This window comes from Mycobacterium sp. ZZG (genome assembly GCF_054786995.1).
Genome location: NZ_JBTBFV010000004.1, coordinates 166,393 through 182,829 on the forward strand (window position 1 = coordinate 166,393; position 16,437 = coordinate 182,829).

The window sequence follows — 16,437 nt, forward strand, 5'->3', positions numbered from 1 at the left end:
GCCACCGGCTCGTGTTCGGCGGCCTGCCGGACGGTGCTCACCCCGCAGGTGTAGCAGAGGGCACCGACGCGCGGCCGAACAGCAGTCCCGCGGTGATCAACACCAGCGACGCGGCATACACCCACCAGATCGGCACCGCCAGCGCCTCGGAGCCGAGCACGAACTTGTCGATGCCGATCATCGCGTCGGACACCGCAAAACACACCGCGCCCAGCGCCGTCCACGGGGTGGGCAGATCGGCCAGCAGCGCGGCGCACACCATCGCGCCGAGGACGGCGATGTACACCACCACGGGCACCGCCATTCCCTGTTCGAGTAGCCGCGGCCAGAACCACACCAGCAGCGCCGCGCAGGCCACCGCGACGACAGCGACGCCGGCCATCCTGCGGCGTGACGGATGCCGCAGCGGCCACAGTGCTGCCAGGAAGCACAGGTGGGCGATCAGGAACGCGGCCAGCCCGAGCACGAATGACGGTTCCCACCAGGGCATCGCGAGCAGGTAGTCCCCCGCGGCCGAGAACAGCAGGGCACCGACCAGCAGGCGCCTCTCCCGCCCGACCGGGTGGGTCAGCGCCGCACCGGCGAGCAACACCGCGGCCAGCGCTTTCACCGCGGGCTGCAGGCCGAACTGTCCGGTCAGCTCGGCCCCCGCGGCCACGCGGGTGGACGTGACGATGAGGAACACCCCGTAACCGGCCGCCACCGCGACGGCGGCCACCCACAGCGCGTGTGCGCGAGTCCTCGGCATGCGGAGAACCTACTATCTGACGCGATGGGCAGAATTCGGCGCCGCGTGCGACCAGCCAGTGTTCGCGTCGCAGCGCTCGATGTCGCACACAGTCGGCGACGGTCGGCGGTGGTGCTGGGGCCGGTGGCGCTCCCGTCGGCCGACGACCTCACCGCGCGACTTCTGGCGATGGCCGAAGCCGGTCCGGCGTCCAGGATCGGGTTGCTTCCGGACACCGCGGGCACCCGCTGGCGGTTCTGCCCGGACTCGCTGCGGCAGGCGGTCTCGACGACGGTCCGCGACCCGGTATCAGATCCGGTCGAGTTGCTGAGCACACTTCGGCAGGCGCACGGGGACGCGCTGCGGATCCTGGCCGCCGGTGACTACCTCGCGATCGACTTCAGCCACGGGCTCGGCGAGGTGCCGCTGCTCGACATCCTGGTCGCCGTGCTCCTCGGCGCTGTGGATCCCGGCGACGACGCGGTGTGGAATCCGTACCGCGGCGCGCTGTCGCCGTTGGTGCTGGCCGCGGTGCGCGCAGTCGGTCTGGCTCCCGGCCGTCTCGTGCCGCTGTGGCGTCAGCACCGGCGCAACGTCGCCGCGCCTGCCCCGCCGGCACCGCCGGATGCGCCGCCGGTGGCCCCGTCAGCGACCACCCGGGTCACCCTAATCGATGCGGAAACGGTGAAAGAGCTTCGGCGGCAACGTGATCGCGTCCTTCCAGGTGTCAGCATGTTCGCCGTCCAGACCTGCGCGCTGACCGAGGCGTTCACCGCGGCCGGCTTCGACGTGGATCCGACGGTCACCGCGCCGTTCGACGTCCGGCGCTACCTGCCCGGGACACGCAGCACGCTGGCCTCGTTCTCGGCCGGACTGGATTTCACACTCGACCGGTCGGCCGGGCCGCGCGGTCTGCACGCCGAGATGACCGCGGCGGCGCAGATGGCGCGCCCTGTCGCCAACCTGGTCGCGGGCACGGTGAAGACGCGAATGGCGATGCGGGCGGGTCATCAGCAGGAGTGGGAGGTCCCCGCCCGCCCGCGGCTGCGTCTGCTGCATTCGAGCATCGGCACCGTACCCGGGCACCCGTGGTCGTTCAGCGATCCTGCCGACGCCCGGATCCTGGTCGCGAGCGACCCCGTGAGTCCGTGCGGGGTGACCGTCACCTCGGCGACGGTGATGGGGTCGCTGTGGCTGACCGCGGAGTTCCACGGCACCGTCTTCGATCCCGAGCGGATCGGCGCCGCTCTGGCTTCGGTGCCCGATCACGCGCGCGCCCTGCTCGGCCGATGAGCGGCTACTCGTAACCGTTGTCGTTGCCGGGAGCGTAGTACGGGTTCACGCTGCGGAAGACCACGGTCTGGCCTTGCTCGTACACCGTGCTCCACTTCGGGGATCGGCGCAGTGCGTCCTGGACGATGTCGACGGCTTCTGGGCGGAAGTCGCCGTAATAGCGGATCGCCTTGTTGGACTGCTCGCTGAAGATCACGTAGGCCATGTAGACGCCGTTGGTCACGTCGTCGCTGAGGGTCTTCAGATCCTCCTCGGTCGGGAACGACGCCTTCAGGTCGGCCAGCCGCGGATCCCGGCCGTCCCACAGGTCGTAGCTGACCGGCTCGTCGTAGTACGGGTTGAACTGGGTGAGCTCGGCGTAGTCGGCGTTGAGCCGGGTCGGCATGCCGCCGAGGCGCATCATCACGAACCGGGTGCGTTTGTCGGCGCCGGTGGTGATCGACTGCATCACGTCGACCTGCGCCCTGGTCTCGAAGATGAAGGGCCACAACGCGACATAGCCGTGCAGTCCGGCCAGGGCCGCCGTGGTGGCCGCTGCCACGGCCACCGTTTGCACGGCCCCTCGGCGCAGTCGTGTCCCGGTCGCGCCGACCGCCCCGACCACCGCCGGGGCGATCAGGATCGCGCAGCCGAGAAGCGAGTACAGGTACACCCGGAAGATCGCCTCGCCGCCGTAACTCTGTCCCAGCAGCAGACCGAACGAGCTGAACGCGACGATGCCCAGTGCGAGCACCGGACGTCGGTGGCGGCGCATCCAGACGGCGGTCGCCAGCGCGGTCAGCACCACGATCACCGACAGGCCGCGCACCACGGCGGAGGTGAAGTCCTTCGCGGGCAGCCCGGAACTCTGAACGTTGCTGCCGGCGTTGTCAAGTGGGCTGCCGCCGGACAGCAGACCGTAGGGCAGCACGGCCTCGAGGTTCAACAGCAGATAGCTCACGGCGATCGACACCATCGCGACCGAGATCCACCACGGCCGGGCCCTGCCGAACACGCAGAGCAGACATGCCGCGGCGACGGCCCAGAACGGGGTGAGCTGGTGGGTGGGCACCATCGCGGCGAACACCACGATGGCGAGCACCCCGCACCCCCGGCTGCCCGGCGACGCGAGCAGCAGGGTCATCATGCCGAAGGCCAGCACCACCGACCACGCCTGCGGCGAGAAATAGTCCTGGCCAACCCAGTTCGCGATCTCGACGATGAACGCCGCGGTGACGGCGGTGCGCCGGGAACGTCCGAGCACCCGGGCGGCGGTGTAGGCCGTCAATGCGATCAGGACGTGCATGACGGGGGCGAACACGTGGGCCACGGACAGCGCCGGTATCCCCGTGACCTCACAGAACCACGCCCAGGTGGTGAAGAACGCGGTCCACTGCGCGTAGATGTCGGTGCCGTCGGGGGCGATGCGTCCGTTGACCATGATGTAGTCGACGACGGCGAGGTGCTTGTAGGTCCAGTCGTAGAGCGGCACCTCTGTGGCCACCACCGTGGTCACCCGGGACACGACAATCGCCGACGCTACGGCGACCGCCGCGGGCAGCAGCTGCCGGTCGCGCACCGCCAGCAGCAGGGTCCAGGCACACAGCACGATGCTCACCGCCAGCAGCGGTCCGGACCCGGAGAACAGCAGACCGTAGTACCCGGCGTCGGCCCCGGGCAGACCGGGCACCGCGACCGCCCACACCACCAGTGCGGCGACGCTGAGCAGTAGGGAGAGATGGCGCCGCACAACGTTTCCGCGCGGCGCCGCTGCCGTCACGCCGCGCCGGCGCCATCCGCGGGCCGCTTCCAGCACCGAGGTGTGGTTGCGCCGGTACCAGTACGCGCTGCTGCTCGCGACGACCAGGACCTGCACCCACAGGATGCCGGCCGGTTCCCACCGGTAGGACCACATCGCCGTGATCGCCGCCAACGTCGCGATCGCCATCCCGAGCACGGGCACCGTGGACAGCAGCGCGCGCCGCGGAATCCGAACCCAGGTCAGCACGGCCGCGCCGGGGCCGATCGCGATGAACACCGCGAGCGCGATCGCTCGCAGCGGGCTCGGCAGGCCGGTCAAAGCGACCGCTCCCGCGACCGCGCCGACCGCGGCGAGGTCGGCCATCCGTATCGGCGTCACGGGGATGCGCCGCAGCACAAGCGTTTCGGAGTTCCGCACGAAGGTGGTGGGTGCTGTCACGGGTTCGAGTGTGGCGGTCATCGGCGGCCTGCCATCGCGGTGTTGCGGGTCTGTTGACGCCTTCCCTGCCAGAGGGCCCGGGGTCCGCCGAGCACCGACAGCACCTCGATACGCCCCACCGAAGAGGGCACGGCGTCGGCGATCCCGTCGGACATCCGTGCCGGCGAGGTCATGATGGCGCCGTAGTCGGCGCCGGCACGCAGCGACGACCGGAAGCGTCGGCGCAGCACCTGCACCGCCAGGCGCCGGTGCGAGGCGTCCAGGCCCACCTTGGTCAGCCACGCGCCCAGCCCGAGGCCGTATCCGCGGGCCTGTTCGAGCAGGGCTTCGTTGTCGCTGCGATGCCGGTGCCACACGATCGCGGCAGGTTCGGTGGCCAGCGCATCACCGGCGGTGAGCACCCGGAAGAACAGGTCGAGGTCTTCACCGCCCTGTGACGCGGTGCCCGCGCCGAGCGCCTCGTCGAAACCGCCGAGTTCGAGCACCCTGTCCCGCTGCACGGCGAAGTTCGCACCCGTGCCGAATCGACCGACCTGGAACGGAAACAGAGGCTGGTCGGCCGGCGGCTCGGCCATGCTGAACACCCGCGGCTCCAGCGATCCGGCCCAGGTGACCCGCTGGTCGAAGTAGGCCTGGGCGGCGGTGCGCAATTCTCCGCTGGGCACCAGACCCGACACGCAGGAGACCTTCGGCGACCGCGCGAACCCGGCGGCGAGAGCGCGCAGCCAATACGGGTCCACGACGACGTCGTCGTCGGTGTAGGCGACCACCAGATGGTGCGCCCGGCGCAGTCCGGTGTTCCTGGCCACCGACAGTCCGGGAACGGGCTCCTCGACGTAACGCACCCGCGGATGACCGTTCCGTTCGACCACTCGCGCCGTGGCATCGGTACGCGGCGCGTTGTCGACGACCACCACCTCGAAATCCGGATAGTCGACGGCCAGAACAGAATCCAGTGCGTCTGCGAGCTGGTCGGGACGTTCCCTGGTGCACAGCACCACCGAGACCGCCGGGAGGGCGGCGGCGGTACCGGGGTCCTGCGGGGACGGGCACTGCGGAACGGGCAGACGCACCACGCCGTCGTCGATGGGGGCTTCGACGAAAGCGACCGGCCGGTTACGGTGCCGTACCAGCACCCGCGCCAGGTGATAGCCGTCCGCGTGGTCGGGGGCGAACTTCACCGTGCCATCGTCGGCGGGTGTCAGCTCGTCGACATCGAGCATGCCCACCCATCGGGCCTGCGGCCACACCCGAGCGCCTTGCGGCGGCATCGCGGGTTGGAGTGTTCGCGGCGCGGTCATGGCACTGTCACCCGGACCCAGTCCACGAGCATGGTCGACGGATTGGGCGTGGAGGTGTCCGGCGGTCCGGGCCAGTCACCGCCGACGGCGACGTTGAGCAGCAGGAAGAACGGCGCATCGAACACCCACCGACTGCCTTCGGCCAGGTCGGTGGGTGTGACGCTGAACAGCGTGACGTCGTCGACGCCGGTGACGATGCGGCCGGGGGTGCGCTCCACCCAGTAGGTGTGGAACTCGCCGGCCATTGGGAACGGGACCGGCCCGGAGGCCGAAATCTGTTCGCCGCGAGCATGTCCGGCGCGCGGCAGGTGTACGCCGGTGTGGAATTCGGCGGCGTGGTTGAGGGTTTCGATCACGTCGATCTCCCCCGCGTCGGGCCAGCCGATCCGGTCGACGTCGTGGCCGAGGAGCCAGAACGCCGGATGCAGCCCGGTGCCGGCGGGCAGCTTGATCCGCGCCTCGGCGCGGCCGGTCGCGAACTCGACGCTGCCCTGCGTGGTGATCCGTGCCGATGTGATCCGATCCAGCCCGTCCCCGCGGGCGGTGATGGCCAGATGTCCGGCGCCGTCGAGGCTGACGTTCGCAGGACTGTCGGTGTAGGTCTGCATCTCGTTGTTGCCCCAGCCTCCACCGCCGGTCTGGCAGCGCCACTGCGGAGACGGTTTCGAACCGGCGGGGCCGTCGAAATCGTCGGCGAAGATGACCCGTGGCCCGCTCGGCTCGGCGTTGCCGACGGGCGCGGATGCCGAACAGCCGGTGAGCACCATCGCACCCGCCGCGAGTGCACCGCTCATCACCCAGCGAGAAGTTCTGTGCCTCACGCTGTTTCCTCGACCAGGTCGCAGACTTGCGGGTCCGTCGAACTGCTGGGCGGTGATCCTGCGAATCCCGTGGTGCCGACCGCGACCACCGCGACCAGGATGCCGTAGACGGCCATGCGCTGGGCGCCACCGGAACCGAAGAACGAGTGCCCACCCATGTAGGTGACGTAGCCGACGACGCTGACCACACCCGAGAGCGCGGCGACCGCACGGCGTTCGAGCGAGAGCTCCGACGTGGAGCCGAGCGCGATGAACAGCGCGCTGACCGAGCCCAGCGTCATGAAGAGCACGATGAACGTCAGGTTCCACGCATAGTCCACGCGGTAGGTCACCACGCCGGAGGCCGCCATCCCCCACCCGGCGACGGCCAGCAGCAGTGCCGGGCCGCGATCGGCCACCCGTTGCACGAGCAGGCTCGCCGCGACGAACAGCACACCCAGGCCGGTCACCACCAGGCCGACGTTCATCGCCCGGTAGAGCTCACTGCACGGCCACTCCCCCGCCGGCCCACAGAACGCGACCCCGAGCGGTCCCAACGTGTCGTCGCGGTAGCCATAGTTGCCCCGCCACGTCGCGGACACCACCCATTCGGCGGCGAAGTACACCAGCGGCGCGAGCGCCACCCACGCCGTAATTCGCGAATTCCCCAGCCATGCACTGACTTTTGGCATCATTCCCCCTTCTGCGGTCCCACCGTCGCGGCCAGCCCCACGAGATAGCCCACCGAGGTGATCAGCAGGCCGGCGGCCAACGCCAACACCCGGGTGGGCTGCCGCCGGGCCCTCCACAACCCGGAGGGAAGTGTCTTGGTGGTGTACGCGCGCTCGCTGCGCAGCGCCGGGCCACGGCCGCAGAGCCGGCTCAGCGTCGCCTTGCTGCGCCCCTCATGAAAACAGCGCCGCGCGAAGTACCTCGCGGTGGCGCGGTCGGCGGGCACAGCATGCGAGACGGCGAACCCGGTGCGGCGGACGATGCGGGCCAGCGGATCTCGACGGACCAGTTCGATGCCCATCATTGTCTCTTCGCAGCCGGCGGGCACCGCACCGATGCGCCCGAGCCTGTCGGAGAAGCCGCCGATCCCGGTCAGTTCCGTCTTCCGGACGGCCATCGCCGCGCCGATGGGATTGCGGATCGCGGCCCCGTCGGGCGGCAATCCGCGGTAGTCGCATCCGACGACCCAGTCGAACTCCGGCGGGAACCACTGCGGCCGGCCTGCCTGCCAACTCGGATGCACCGCGCCTCCGAGCGCGGTGACCGTGGGATCGACGAAGGCCGAGCGCACCTCCTCCAGGGCGTCGTCGTGCAGGACGGCGTCGTCGTCGAGGAACACCACGATCTCTGCGGAGGCCGCGTGCATTCCGGTGTTCCTGGCACCCGACAGACCCTGCCGGAACTCGTTGGCCAGCACGAGAACCCGCGTGCCGTATGTGTCGTGCAGATCGCGATGCAGTACGTCGTTGCCGTCGACCACCAGGATCAGCTCGTCGTCACGGCGGAGCTGCCGCAGCGCCGCGGCGACCGCATGGTCGAGCAACCTCCTGCGGGCGCTGGTGTAGCAGCAGATGACCACGCTCATCGAGATCCGCTCCGGAAGTGCGTCTTCCAGCGGCAGGGGCTGTGCGGTCACCGCGACCAGCCGGGGACCGCCGCGACCCGGGCCGCGCGGTGTTCCCGACGCTCACGATTGATGGTGCGAAGCACGCGCAGGCCGTCGGTGACCGCGTTGAGGTTGCTGCGCCCGTGAATTCGCCTGCCCTCGAAGCTTCCCACCTCGTGGATGAGCCAGCCACTGCGCGCGGCCCGGACGTTGATCACGGTCTCGATCTCGAAGCCGTCGCCCCACTGCGGTTCGGTGGTGTCTGTCGCCGGCAGATCCAGGCAGTTCAGGTTGCGGCGCCAGAAGGCGTTGTAGCCGTAGCACAGATCGCTGAACTCGGTCTTGAACAGCCGGTTCACCAGCCAATTGAGCGCCTTGTTCCCCATCCGCCGGATCTGGGTGATGTCGTCGCTGCCGCCACCGCCGGAGAACCGGCTGCCCTTGGCGAGGTCGGCGCCGGCCATGAGCGCGTCAACGAAGCGCGGGATCTCGGCCGGATCTGTCGAACCGTCACCGTCGATCATCACCACGATGTCACCGGTGGCGGCTTGGAAACCACACGCCAGGGCGTTGCCCTTGCCGGCGCGGGTCTGCTCGATAACCGTGGCGTTCGGCCACAGCGCACGGGCGACGTCGGCGGTGCCGTCCTCGGACCCGCCGTCGATGACCACGATCTCGTCGACCGGCGGCATCCGCCGCGCGACGTAGGAGAGATTGCGCGCCTCGTTCCGCACGGGCAGGACCACGGTGACGGTAGGCTGCGCAGGTTCCGGGGTCGGCGTTGAAGGAATGTTTGCCAGAAATCGACCCAACTGAGCGTAAACACGCGTGCCTGACTCCGGAACGATTTCCGTCACTTTTTCGAAACTCCTTGTAGAGCCGTATTTTCGGCGCATACCGCACCGGAGCGCACCTGAGGAAACGGGCCAGTGAGAGCACGGGTCTGTCAATTAACTGTGAGCCACCTTAGCGAAAATGCATGCAAATGTGGCCGCCCCCTCCCCGGGTATGACCAGCATCACAACTTTGGGTAGCCTAAGCAAACTTCGACCGCTTTAGTATCCTCACCGACAGCGAGTCTCCGACACCCTTCCGTCCCCGTTGACTCCCCTCTCTCCGACATACCTAGGACCCGACGATGCCGATGACCGGCCGTTTCCTCTCCCCCGGCCTCGGCATCGACATCGCCGCGGTGATGACCTCAAGCGCGGCCACGGGCGTACTCGGTTTCGTGTTCTGGACCGTGGCCGCCCGGGGATACGACGCCGCCGAGGTCGGGCGCGCGTCGGCCATCATCTCGTCGGCGACCCTGATCGCCATCCTGGCCAACTTCAGCCTCGGCAGTCTCTATGAGCGCTTCCTGCCACTGGCCGGCGGTCACACCCAGCAGGTGGTGCGCCGCGGCATCATGTTCGTCTCGTGCACCGGCCTGCTGTTCGGCACGGTGTTCGTCCTGGTCGGCCCCCGTGCCGCACTTTTCCCGAATTGGCCTGAGGCCGTGCTCTTCCCGGCGTTCGTTGTGGTGCTCGCGGTGTACGCGCTGCAGGACCAGATCCTGATCGGACTCAGCCGCGCCCGGATGATCGCGACCAAGAACATCGGACAGTCAACCGCGAAACTCGTCGTAGTGGCGGCGCTCATCCCGCTGGCGACCGGCGCGGCCATCGTGTGGTCGTGGGTGCTGCCGGCAGCGGCGATCACCGCGATCATCGCGCTGGTGGTGATCCGGCGCGAGACCGCGCAACGCCGAGGGACAGCCGCCCTGCCCCCGCGCCGCGAACTGATCCAGTTCTTCGCGAGCTCATACGCGATCAACGCGGTGGGCGTGACCGTTCCGCTGTTGGTGCCGCTGATCGTCGTCGCGCAGCTCGGCACCGAGATGAACGCGTACTTCTCGATGTGCTGGCTGGTGGTCAACACCCTCGGTGTGCTCGTCGGCGCGACCGCGGCACCGTTCATCGCCGCCGCCTCGACGCCGGGAGCCGACCTGCGCTCGTGCACACAGCGATTCGTCCTGATGTGCGGTGGCGCCGCGCTGGCCGGTTGTGCCGCGCTGCTGGTCGCCGCCCCGTTCATCCTCGGCATCCTGGGCCCGCAGTACGCCGAACACGGCACCACACTGATCCGGATGATGGCGCTCACCCTGCCGTCGGTGGCGTTGATGACCGTCTACACCGCGCTCGCGCGGCTTCAGCGCCGACTCCGTCTCGCCGTGGCCGCCCAGCTGCTACTCGGCATCGTGGTGGTCAGTGGGGTCATCCTGACCACCGGGCGGTGGGGCATCGACGCCGTCGGCTACACCTATCTCGCCGCCGAGCTGCTGAACACGCTGATCCTGCTGGTCCCCACATTGCTGCTGTTGCGCAAGGTCGCCGCCACCCCGCGCGGACAGGCTCTCGATCACGTCAGCCCGACCGCCCCACGCCCCGACCTCACCGAGTACGGCGCCATCGAACACGACTCGGTGGCCGCACGTTTCGCCGAGATCGCCGCGCAGAAGCGGGACGCCGTCGCTTTGCGCAGCGACAGCGGCGCCGTCAGCTATGGCGAACTGCACGCAGCGGCCGCCGCATGGACCGCGCAGCTGCGGGGGCGCGCCGACCCGGAGTCCGCGGTCGCACTGGTCGGTGACCTCACCCCCCAGACCGTCGCCGTCGTCACGGGCGGCTTCGCGTCGGGAGCGCCGCTGGTGCCCCTCGACACCGGCCTGCCGGTCGACCGGATGACCCACATCTTCGACACGCTCGAAAAGCAGGGCCTGCGTCCGGGCACCGTGGTGGTCAAGGACGGGCATCCGCTCAAACAACAGCTCGACGGCAACTTCTCAGTGTGGTCGACCGACCCGCCGACCGATCCGGCACCGGCCCCGACCGGGGTGCCGCACCTGGGCTTGCAGACCGTGACCAGCATCCAGTTCACCTCAGGCTCTTCCGGTGAGCCCAAGGCGGTGCTCCACGTCAACGGCACCTGGCTGAGCGACTGGGTGCTGCACCGGGATCGGTTCGGCATCGTCGACGGCGCCCGGGTCGCGCTGTGCATGCCGGTCAGTTTCGCCGCCGGTCTCAATGTGCTGATCGGGTCGCTGCTGTCGGGCGCCGAGGTGATCGCGATCGATCCGCGCAGCTGCACACCCGAGGCGGCGGCCGATCGCCTCGCCGACGCCGACATCGTCATGTGCACACCGTCTTTCCTGCAGTCGGTGGTCGAGATCGGCGGCACCCGCACCCTGGATCGCGTGCGCCGCATCGTCACCACCGGCGAACCGGTGTACGGCAACGTCATCCGGCGCGCCCGAGAGCTGGCGCCGAATGCGGTACTGACCAACTGGGCAGGCTCCTCGGAGACGCTCGGCATCGCGCACTTCGACATGTGGCCCGGCGATCCCATACCGGCCGGGGTGATCCCTGCCGGGGTCGCGGTACCGCACAAAAAGCTCGCCATCGACGATCAGGGCCGGCTGACCGTCACCTCGCAATATCTGGCAGCCGGCTATCTGGCACCGGCGAGCGCGACCACCACCTTCGTCGAAAACCCGGACTCCACCCGCACTTTCGTCACCAATGATCGTGCCCGCATCGACGACTCCGGGGTTCTGGTGGTGCTCGGCCGGATGGACGCGGCCCTCAAGATCCGCGGCTACCTGGTCGAACCGGCCGAGGTCGAGGCCGCGCTGCTGGACTGTCCCGGTATCCGGGAGGCACTGGTGCTGGCCGACACCACCTCCCAGACACCGACGTTGACGGCCTATGTCGCGCCGGCCCCGGGCACCCGCACCCCCGCGGTCGCCGACGTTCGGGCGCAGCTTCACGAGCGACTGCCGGCGTGGATGGTGCCCAGTCATGTGGTGATGCTGGAATCGCTGCCCCGCAACGAGCGTGGCAAGGTCAACCGCCGGTCGCTGCCGAGACCGGAGCGTGGACCGATCGTCCCCGCGACCCCGGGCCTGGAGACCGGCATCGCGGCCACCTGGGCCCATGTGCTGCGCCTGGACCAGGTCGGCCGCGACGAGAACTTCTACGCGCTGGGCGGAGATTCACTCAACGTCGCGCAGGTCATCGCCGCGGTCGGCGAGCGGAACGGGGTGCGGCTGACGGCCTCCGATCTGGCCGGCGCGCCGACGGTCGCGCAGTTCGCCGACATCGTGGCCGCACGGCGCGCGGGTCTACCGACCTCGGGCGCGAGCACACTCGCGCCGACCACGGTGCTGTTGCGCCCGCCGGGCGAGAACACTCAAGAGACGTTGTTCTGCTTCGCCGGGGCCGGCGCCTCGGCTCTGACGTTCGCGCCGCTGGCCGATCGCGTGGACCGCGAGACCGCCGTGGTGGCTTTCCAGGCTCAGGGTCTGGAGAACCGCGCGTTCCCCGACTGGACGGTGGGACGAGCGGCACGCCGCCATCTCGGCGACCTGCTCGCGCTCCAGCCCCAAGGTCCGTACCGGCTGGTCGGTCATTCGCTCGGAGTGTTCATCGCCATCGAGGTGGCCGACCGGTTGCGCGCGCTCGGTCATGAGGTCGAGCTGGTCACGATGCTCGATCCGTTCCTGCCGCCGCGCACCGTGCGCGCGGCCCGCAAGCACCTGCCCGGGGTGCGATCCACCCTGCTCGAACAGACACCGGCCGACCGGTCGGTGCTGTGGCGGCACCGGTTGTGGCTGCCGCTGGCCGGCATCGTCGAGGGCACCGCCGAACAGAAGGTCGTTGCGCTTCGCGAAGTCGGCGTCCGGGTCGGCCGGCTCCACCGGCCCAAGCCGTACACCGGGCGAACTCTGCTGGTACTCAGCACCTTCAACCTTGACGACGACCGCGTCTGGGCGCAATTGCTCACCGGCGAGCTGACCGTCGAACGTGTCCACTGCGACCACGATTCGGTGGTCCGCGACCCACACGTGGCGCGCGTCGTCGACCTGATCTCGGCCGCGAAGGCTCAGAGTGCCGGGGCCGAAGCCAGTTCCACATCGCCCGTCACGCCGTGATGGGCGGATCCGGGTAGGTCGACGCGGCGCAGCGACAACGCAATCGCGCCCCGGCGCGGGCCGGACCTCATGCCCGTGGTCACGCCGACAGCGGGGTCCGTTCCGCATCCGCCAGGGCCACCACCGCGCGCGCCGTGCGCAACGCGGCACGGGCACGCACACCGGCGGGCGCGTTCCACTGCACAGGTGCCTCGACGCTGACCGGCACCGCCGGCAGCGCTCTCAACATCCCGACCACGTCGATGCAGCCCTCCCCGGGGAACAGCCGCGCGGTGCGGCCCTGGTGGCGCAGCTCGTCGATGGTGTCCGGCCGGGGCAGCGCCGCATCGCAGATCTGCACGTAGCGGATCCACCCGTCGGGCACCTTGCGGAGATCCTCCGGGGTGCTCAGCGCACGGTCATAGTGGATCGCGTCGATGAGCAGACCAGCGCCGCTGCCCGCGCCGCGGCGGACGATCATCACGGCTTCGTCGAGATCACGGACCTCTGTCCACGGCATCGGCTCCAGGTTCGGCGTGAGACCGAATTCCCCTGCGAACACGCTTAATTCGGCAAGATTATCGGCCGTGCGACCGCGGTCGGGATCGTTACCGGTGACCAGCACCTGCGTCGCGCCGAGGTGGGCGCCGGTCTCGAGGAAGGCTCCGAAGTCATCGCGGACCCTTGTGTCGGGGCGCAGCCGGAGCACTTCGACGTCGAGGACGAACAGGCCGCTGTCGTCGAGCCGGCGCCGGGTCTCGCGGATCAGCGGGGTGATGCCCACGGTCGGGCGGATCGGTTCCTGCTCGGTGGCGCGGATCAGGCGCAATCCGACACCGTCGTAGCCCGCCTCGGCGGCACAGGTAACCAGATCCGGTGGACTCAGTTCCAGCACGGTCAGCGGGGCGAGACAGACGGCCCTGGCCTGACCGGCGACCGGTTTACGACGGCTCGGCAAGAATTTCACGCACACTCCTCGCTTCCTGTGATCGCCCCATTCTCGGTGAGAAAGCGCGCCCGCGGGCGGCTACCCCAACCGGCTGCCGCGTACGGTGTCAGCCATGGCTGACCTGGATCCCGTGCTGCAGAAGGTGCTGGAGGCTGTGCCCTTCCAGCTGTCGACCGAGGGCGGCCCGGAACCGGCTCGGCAACGGTTCCGGGAACTGCCGCGTAGCCCGATCCTGCCAGAGGTCACCACACACGACCGCACCGTCGAGGGTCCCGCCGGGCCGATCCCGGTGCGCGTCTACCGTCCGCCGGCTGAGGACACCCCGCTGCCGGCGGTGGTGTTCATCCACGGCGGCGGATGGACGGTGGGCGACCTGGACACCTACGACGGACAGGCCCGGATGCACGCCGTGGGCGCAGGAGCGGTGGTGGTGTCGGTCGACTACCGGCTGGCGCCCGAACACCCGTATCCGGCGGCGGTCGACGACGCCTGGGCCGTGACCCGGTGGGTGGCCGAGAACGCCGGCGATCTGGACGCCGATCCGGCCCGGCTCGCGGTGGCCGGCGACTCCGCGGGCGGCAACCTCGCCGCCGTGGTCGCCCAGGCGGCGCGCGACGCCGGCATCGCGTTGCGGTTCCAGCTGCTGTGGTATCCGTCGACGACGTTCGACACCTCACTTCCGTCCTTCACCGAGAACGCCGAGGCGCCGATCCTCGACCTGGCGGCCTGCAAGGGGTTCACCCGGTGGTACATCGGTGACACCGACCTGTCGGAGCCCCCGGTCACTCTGGTGCCCGCCCGTGGCGAACTCGCCGGTCTGCCACCGGCTTACATCGCCGTCGCCGGCCTCGATCCGTTACGCGACGACGGGATGCGGTACGCCGAGCTCCTCACCGCCGCGGGGGTGGCGGTCGAGTTGGACCACGCGGAGTCACTGGTACACGGCTACCTGGGTTACGCGGGAATCGTCCCGGCCGCGACCGAGGCCACCGATCGCGGATTGGCCGCGCTGCGGGCGGCGCTGAGATAAAGCTCACCGAAGCGAACAGCCGCCTGCCCGTCCGGCGTTATGGTCGGCGCGGAGGTCATGATGACGACACCTGACTGTGAAACCGTGATCGTCGGGGCCGGATTCTCCGGCATCGGGACGGCGATCCGGCTGGACCGCTCCGGCATGCCCGACTACCTCGTCGTCGAGGCCGGCGACGAGCCCGGCGGCACGTGGTATTGGAACACCTATCCCGGCATCGCGGTCGACATCCCGTCGTTCTCCTACCAGTTCTCGTTCGAGCAGAGCACGGACTGGTCGCGCACCTACGCACCGGGTCACGAGCTCCAGGCCTACGCCGAGCACTGCGTCGACAAGTACGGGCTACGTCCCAAGATGCGCTTCGGCACGACGGTCCGCAGCGCGGATTTCGATGACGCCGAAGGGTTCTGGCGCCTCAGTCTGCTTTCGGCCGACGGGCCGGGCACCCTGACCGCCCGGTATCTGGTCAACGCCGCAGGCGCGTTGACCGTCCCGAATCTGCCCGACATTCCCGGCGTCGACACATTCGACGGCGTGACCATGCACACCGCGCGCTGGGACCACGATCAGGACCTGCGCGGTAAACGCGTCGCCGTCATCGGGACCGGCGCCTCGGCCGTGCAGGTGATCCCCGAGATCGCCCCGATCGTCGAGCAGCTCACCGTGTTTCAGCGCACCCCGATCTGGTGTTTCCCGAAGTTCGACGTCCCGTTGCCGAGGACGGCCAGGCTCATGATGCGGCTGCCGCTGGGCAGGACGGTGCAGCGGCTGCTCAGCCAGACCTACGTCGAGCTGACGTTCCCGCTCGCCGCGCAGTACTTCACGGTCAACCCGATGGCCAAGAGGATGGGCGCGGTGGGCGAGGCGTATCTGCGCAAGCAGGTCCACGACCCCGTCGTACGCGACAAACTCACGGCCCGCTACGCGGTCGGCTGCAAAAGGCCGGGCTTCCACAACACCTACCTGTCGACGTTCAACCGCGACAACGTCGAGCTGGTGACCGAGCCCATCGACAAGATCACCGGCTCGGGGGTCGCAACCACCGACGGCACGTCATACGACGTCGACGTGCAGATCCTGGCCACGGGGTTCAAGGTGCTCGACATCGACAACATTCCGCCCTATTCGGTGACCGGTCCGAATGGACGGTCGCTGGCCCGGTTCTGGGACGAGAACCGGCTGCAGGCCTACGAAGGCGTCACCGTTCCGGGCTTCCCGAACTTCTTCACCGTGTTCGGCCCCTACGGGTACGTCGGCTCGTCCTACTTCGCACTGATCGAGGCCCAAACCCGCCACATCGTGCGATGCCTGGACACCGCGCGGCGCCGGGGCGCCACGCGGGTCGAGGTGCGCCGCGAAGCCAACGACCGGTACTTCGCGGAGATGATGCGCAAACGGCACCGCCAGATCTTTCTGGCAGGACACCTGCCGATTGGCCAACAGCTACTACTTCGACTCCCACGGCGATGTGCCGTTGCGGCCGGCCAGCACGCTCGAAGCGTACTGGCGCAGTCGACGATTCCCGATCGACGACTACGAATTCGCCTCCTGAGGCACGACAAACCGGACGTCTCAACAGAAAATCCCAC

Annotated in this window: 11 protein-coding genes and 1 pseudogene; 4 read left to right on the forward strand and 8 right to left on the reverse strand. The window is 69.2% G+C overall.

Going from position 1 to position 16,437, the window contains the following annotated elements; translation table 11 throughout:
- Positions 1–37 precede the first annotated feature (37 nt).
- Positions 38–748, reverse strand: coding sequence for a lysoplasmalogenase (locus tag ACXMYJ_RS04560; RefSeq protein WP_260752130.1), 711 nt, complete (start codon positions 746–748; stop codon positions 38–40).
- A gap of 24 nt (positions 749–772) precedes the next feature.
- On the opposite strand from ACXMYJ_RS04560, the gene ACXMYJ_RS04565 reads away from it, so the two are divergent.
- Positions 773–2,020: a hypothetical protein gene (locus tag ACXMYJ_RS04565; protein WP_460354296.1), complete on the forward strand. Its 1,248-nt coding sequence runs from the start codon at positions 773–775 to the stop codon at positions 2,018–2,020.
- A gap of 4 nt (positions 2,021–2,024) precedes the next feature.
- Here the strand turns inward: ACXMYJ_RS04565 and ACXMYJ_RS04570 are convergent, their stop codons facing one another.
- The 6 genes from ACXMYJ_RS04570 to ACXMYJ_RS04595 are packed head-to-tail and all read right to left on the reverse strand — an operon-like array spanning position 2,025 to position 8,775.
- Positions 2,025–4,199: a hypothetical protein gene (locus ACXMYJ_RS04570; RefSeq protein WP_460354299.1), complete on the reverse strand. Its 2,175-nt coding sequence runs from the start codon at positions 4,197–4,199 to the stop codon at positions 2,025–2,027.
- A 17-nt stretch (positions 4,200–4,216) separates the two neighbouring features.
- On the reverse strand, positions 4,217–5,500 hold the full coding sequence (locus tag ACXMYJ_RS04575) for a glycosyltransferase family 2 protein (protein ID WP_460354302.1): 1,284 nt from the start codon (positions 5,498–5,500) through the stop codon (positions 4,217–4,219).
- The gene (locus tag ACXMYJ_RS04580) at positions 5,497–6,294 is read right to left on the reverse strand and encodes a glycoside hydrolase family 16 protein (RefSeq protein ID WP_260752120.1); all 798 of its coding nucleotides are present in this window, start codon (positions 6,292–6,294) and stop codon (positions 5,497–5,499) included. Before ACXMYJ_RS04580 ends, ACXMYJ_RS04575 begins: the two co-directional genes overlap by 4 nt.
- A gap of 23 nt (positions 6,295–6,317) precedes the next feature.
- The gene (locus ACXMYJ_RS04585) at positions 6,318–6,992 is read right to left on the reverse strand and encodes a hypothetical protein (RefSeq protein WP_260752119.1); all 675 of its coding nucleotides are present in this window, start codon (positions 6,990–6,992) and stop codon (positions 6,318–6,320) included.
- Positions 6,992–7,948 (reverse strand): glycosyltransferase family 2 protein, encoded by a 957-nt coding sequence (locus ACXMYJ_RS04590; RefSeq protein WP_260752118.1) that lies wholly within the window; start codon positions 7,946–7,948, stop codon positions 6,992–6,994. The genes ACXMYJ_RS04585 and ACXMYJ_RS04590 overlap by 1 nt, the downstream gene beginning before the upstream one ends.
- Complete coding sequence (locus ACXMYJ_RS04595) at positions 7,945–8,775, reverse strand: glycosyltransferase family 2 protein (RefSeq protein WP_460354306.1); 831 nt, start codon at positions 8,773–8,775, stop codon at positions 7,945–7,947. Before ACXMYJ_RS04595 ends, ACXMYJ_RS04590 begins: the two co-directional genes overlap by 4 nt.
- Positions 8,776–9,056: 281 nt before the next feature.
- Here ACXMYJ_RS04595 and ACXMYJ_RS04600 point away from each other — a divergent pair, with 281 nt between their 5' ends.
- A complete protein-coding gene (locus tag ACXMYJ_RS04600) occupies positions 9,057–12,890 on the forward strand; it encodes an alpha/beta fold hydrolase (RefSeq protein WP_460354308.1) in 3,834 nt (1,277 codons plus the stop codon).
- Between the two features lie 79 nt (positions 12,891–12,969).
- Here the strand turns inward: ACXMYJ_RS04600 and ACXMYJ_RS04605 are convergent, their stop codons facing one another.
- Complete coding sequence (locus tag ACXMYJ_RS04605; protein ID WP_260752114.1) at positions 12,970–13,836, reverse strand: sugar phosphate isomerase/epimerase family protein; 867 nt, start codon at positions 13,834–13,836, stop codon at positions 12,970–12,972.
- Between the two features lie 94 nt (positions 13,837–13,930).
- On the opposite strand from ACXMYJ_RS04605, the gene ACXMYJ_RS04610 reads away from it, so the two are divergent.
- Positions 13,931–14,848 (forward strand): alpha/beta hydrolase, encoded by a 918-nt coding sequence (locus ACXMYJ_RS04610; protein WP_460354310.1) that lies wholly within the window; start codon positions 13,931–13,933, stop codon positions 14,846–14,848.
- A 60-nt stretch (positions 14,849–14,908) separates the two neighbouring features.
- Positions 14,909–16,400 (forward strand): annotated as a pseudogene (locus ACXMYJ_RS04615) (flavin-containing monooxygenase).
- Positions 16,401–16,437 lie beyond the last annotated feature (37 nt).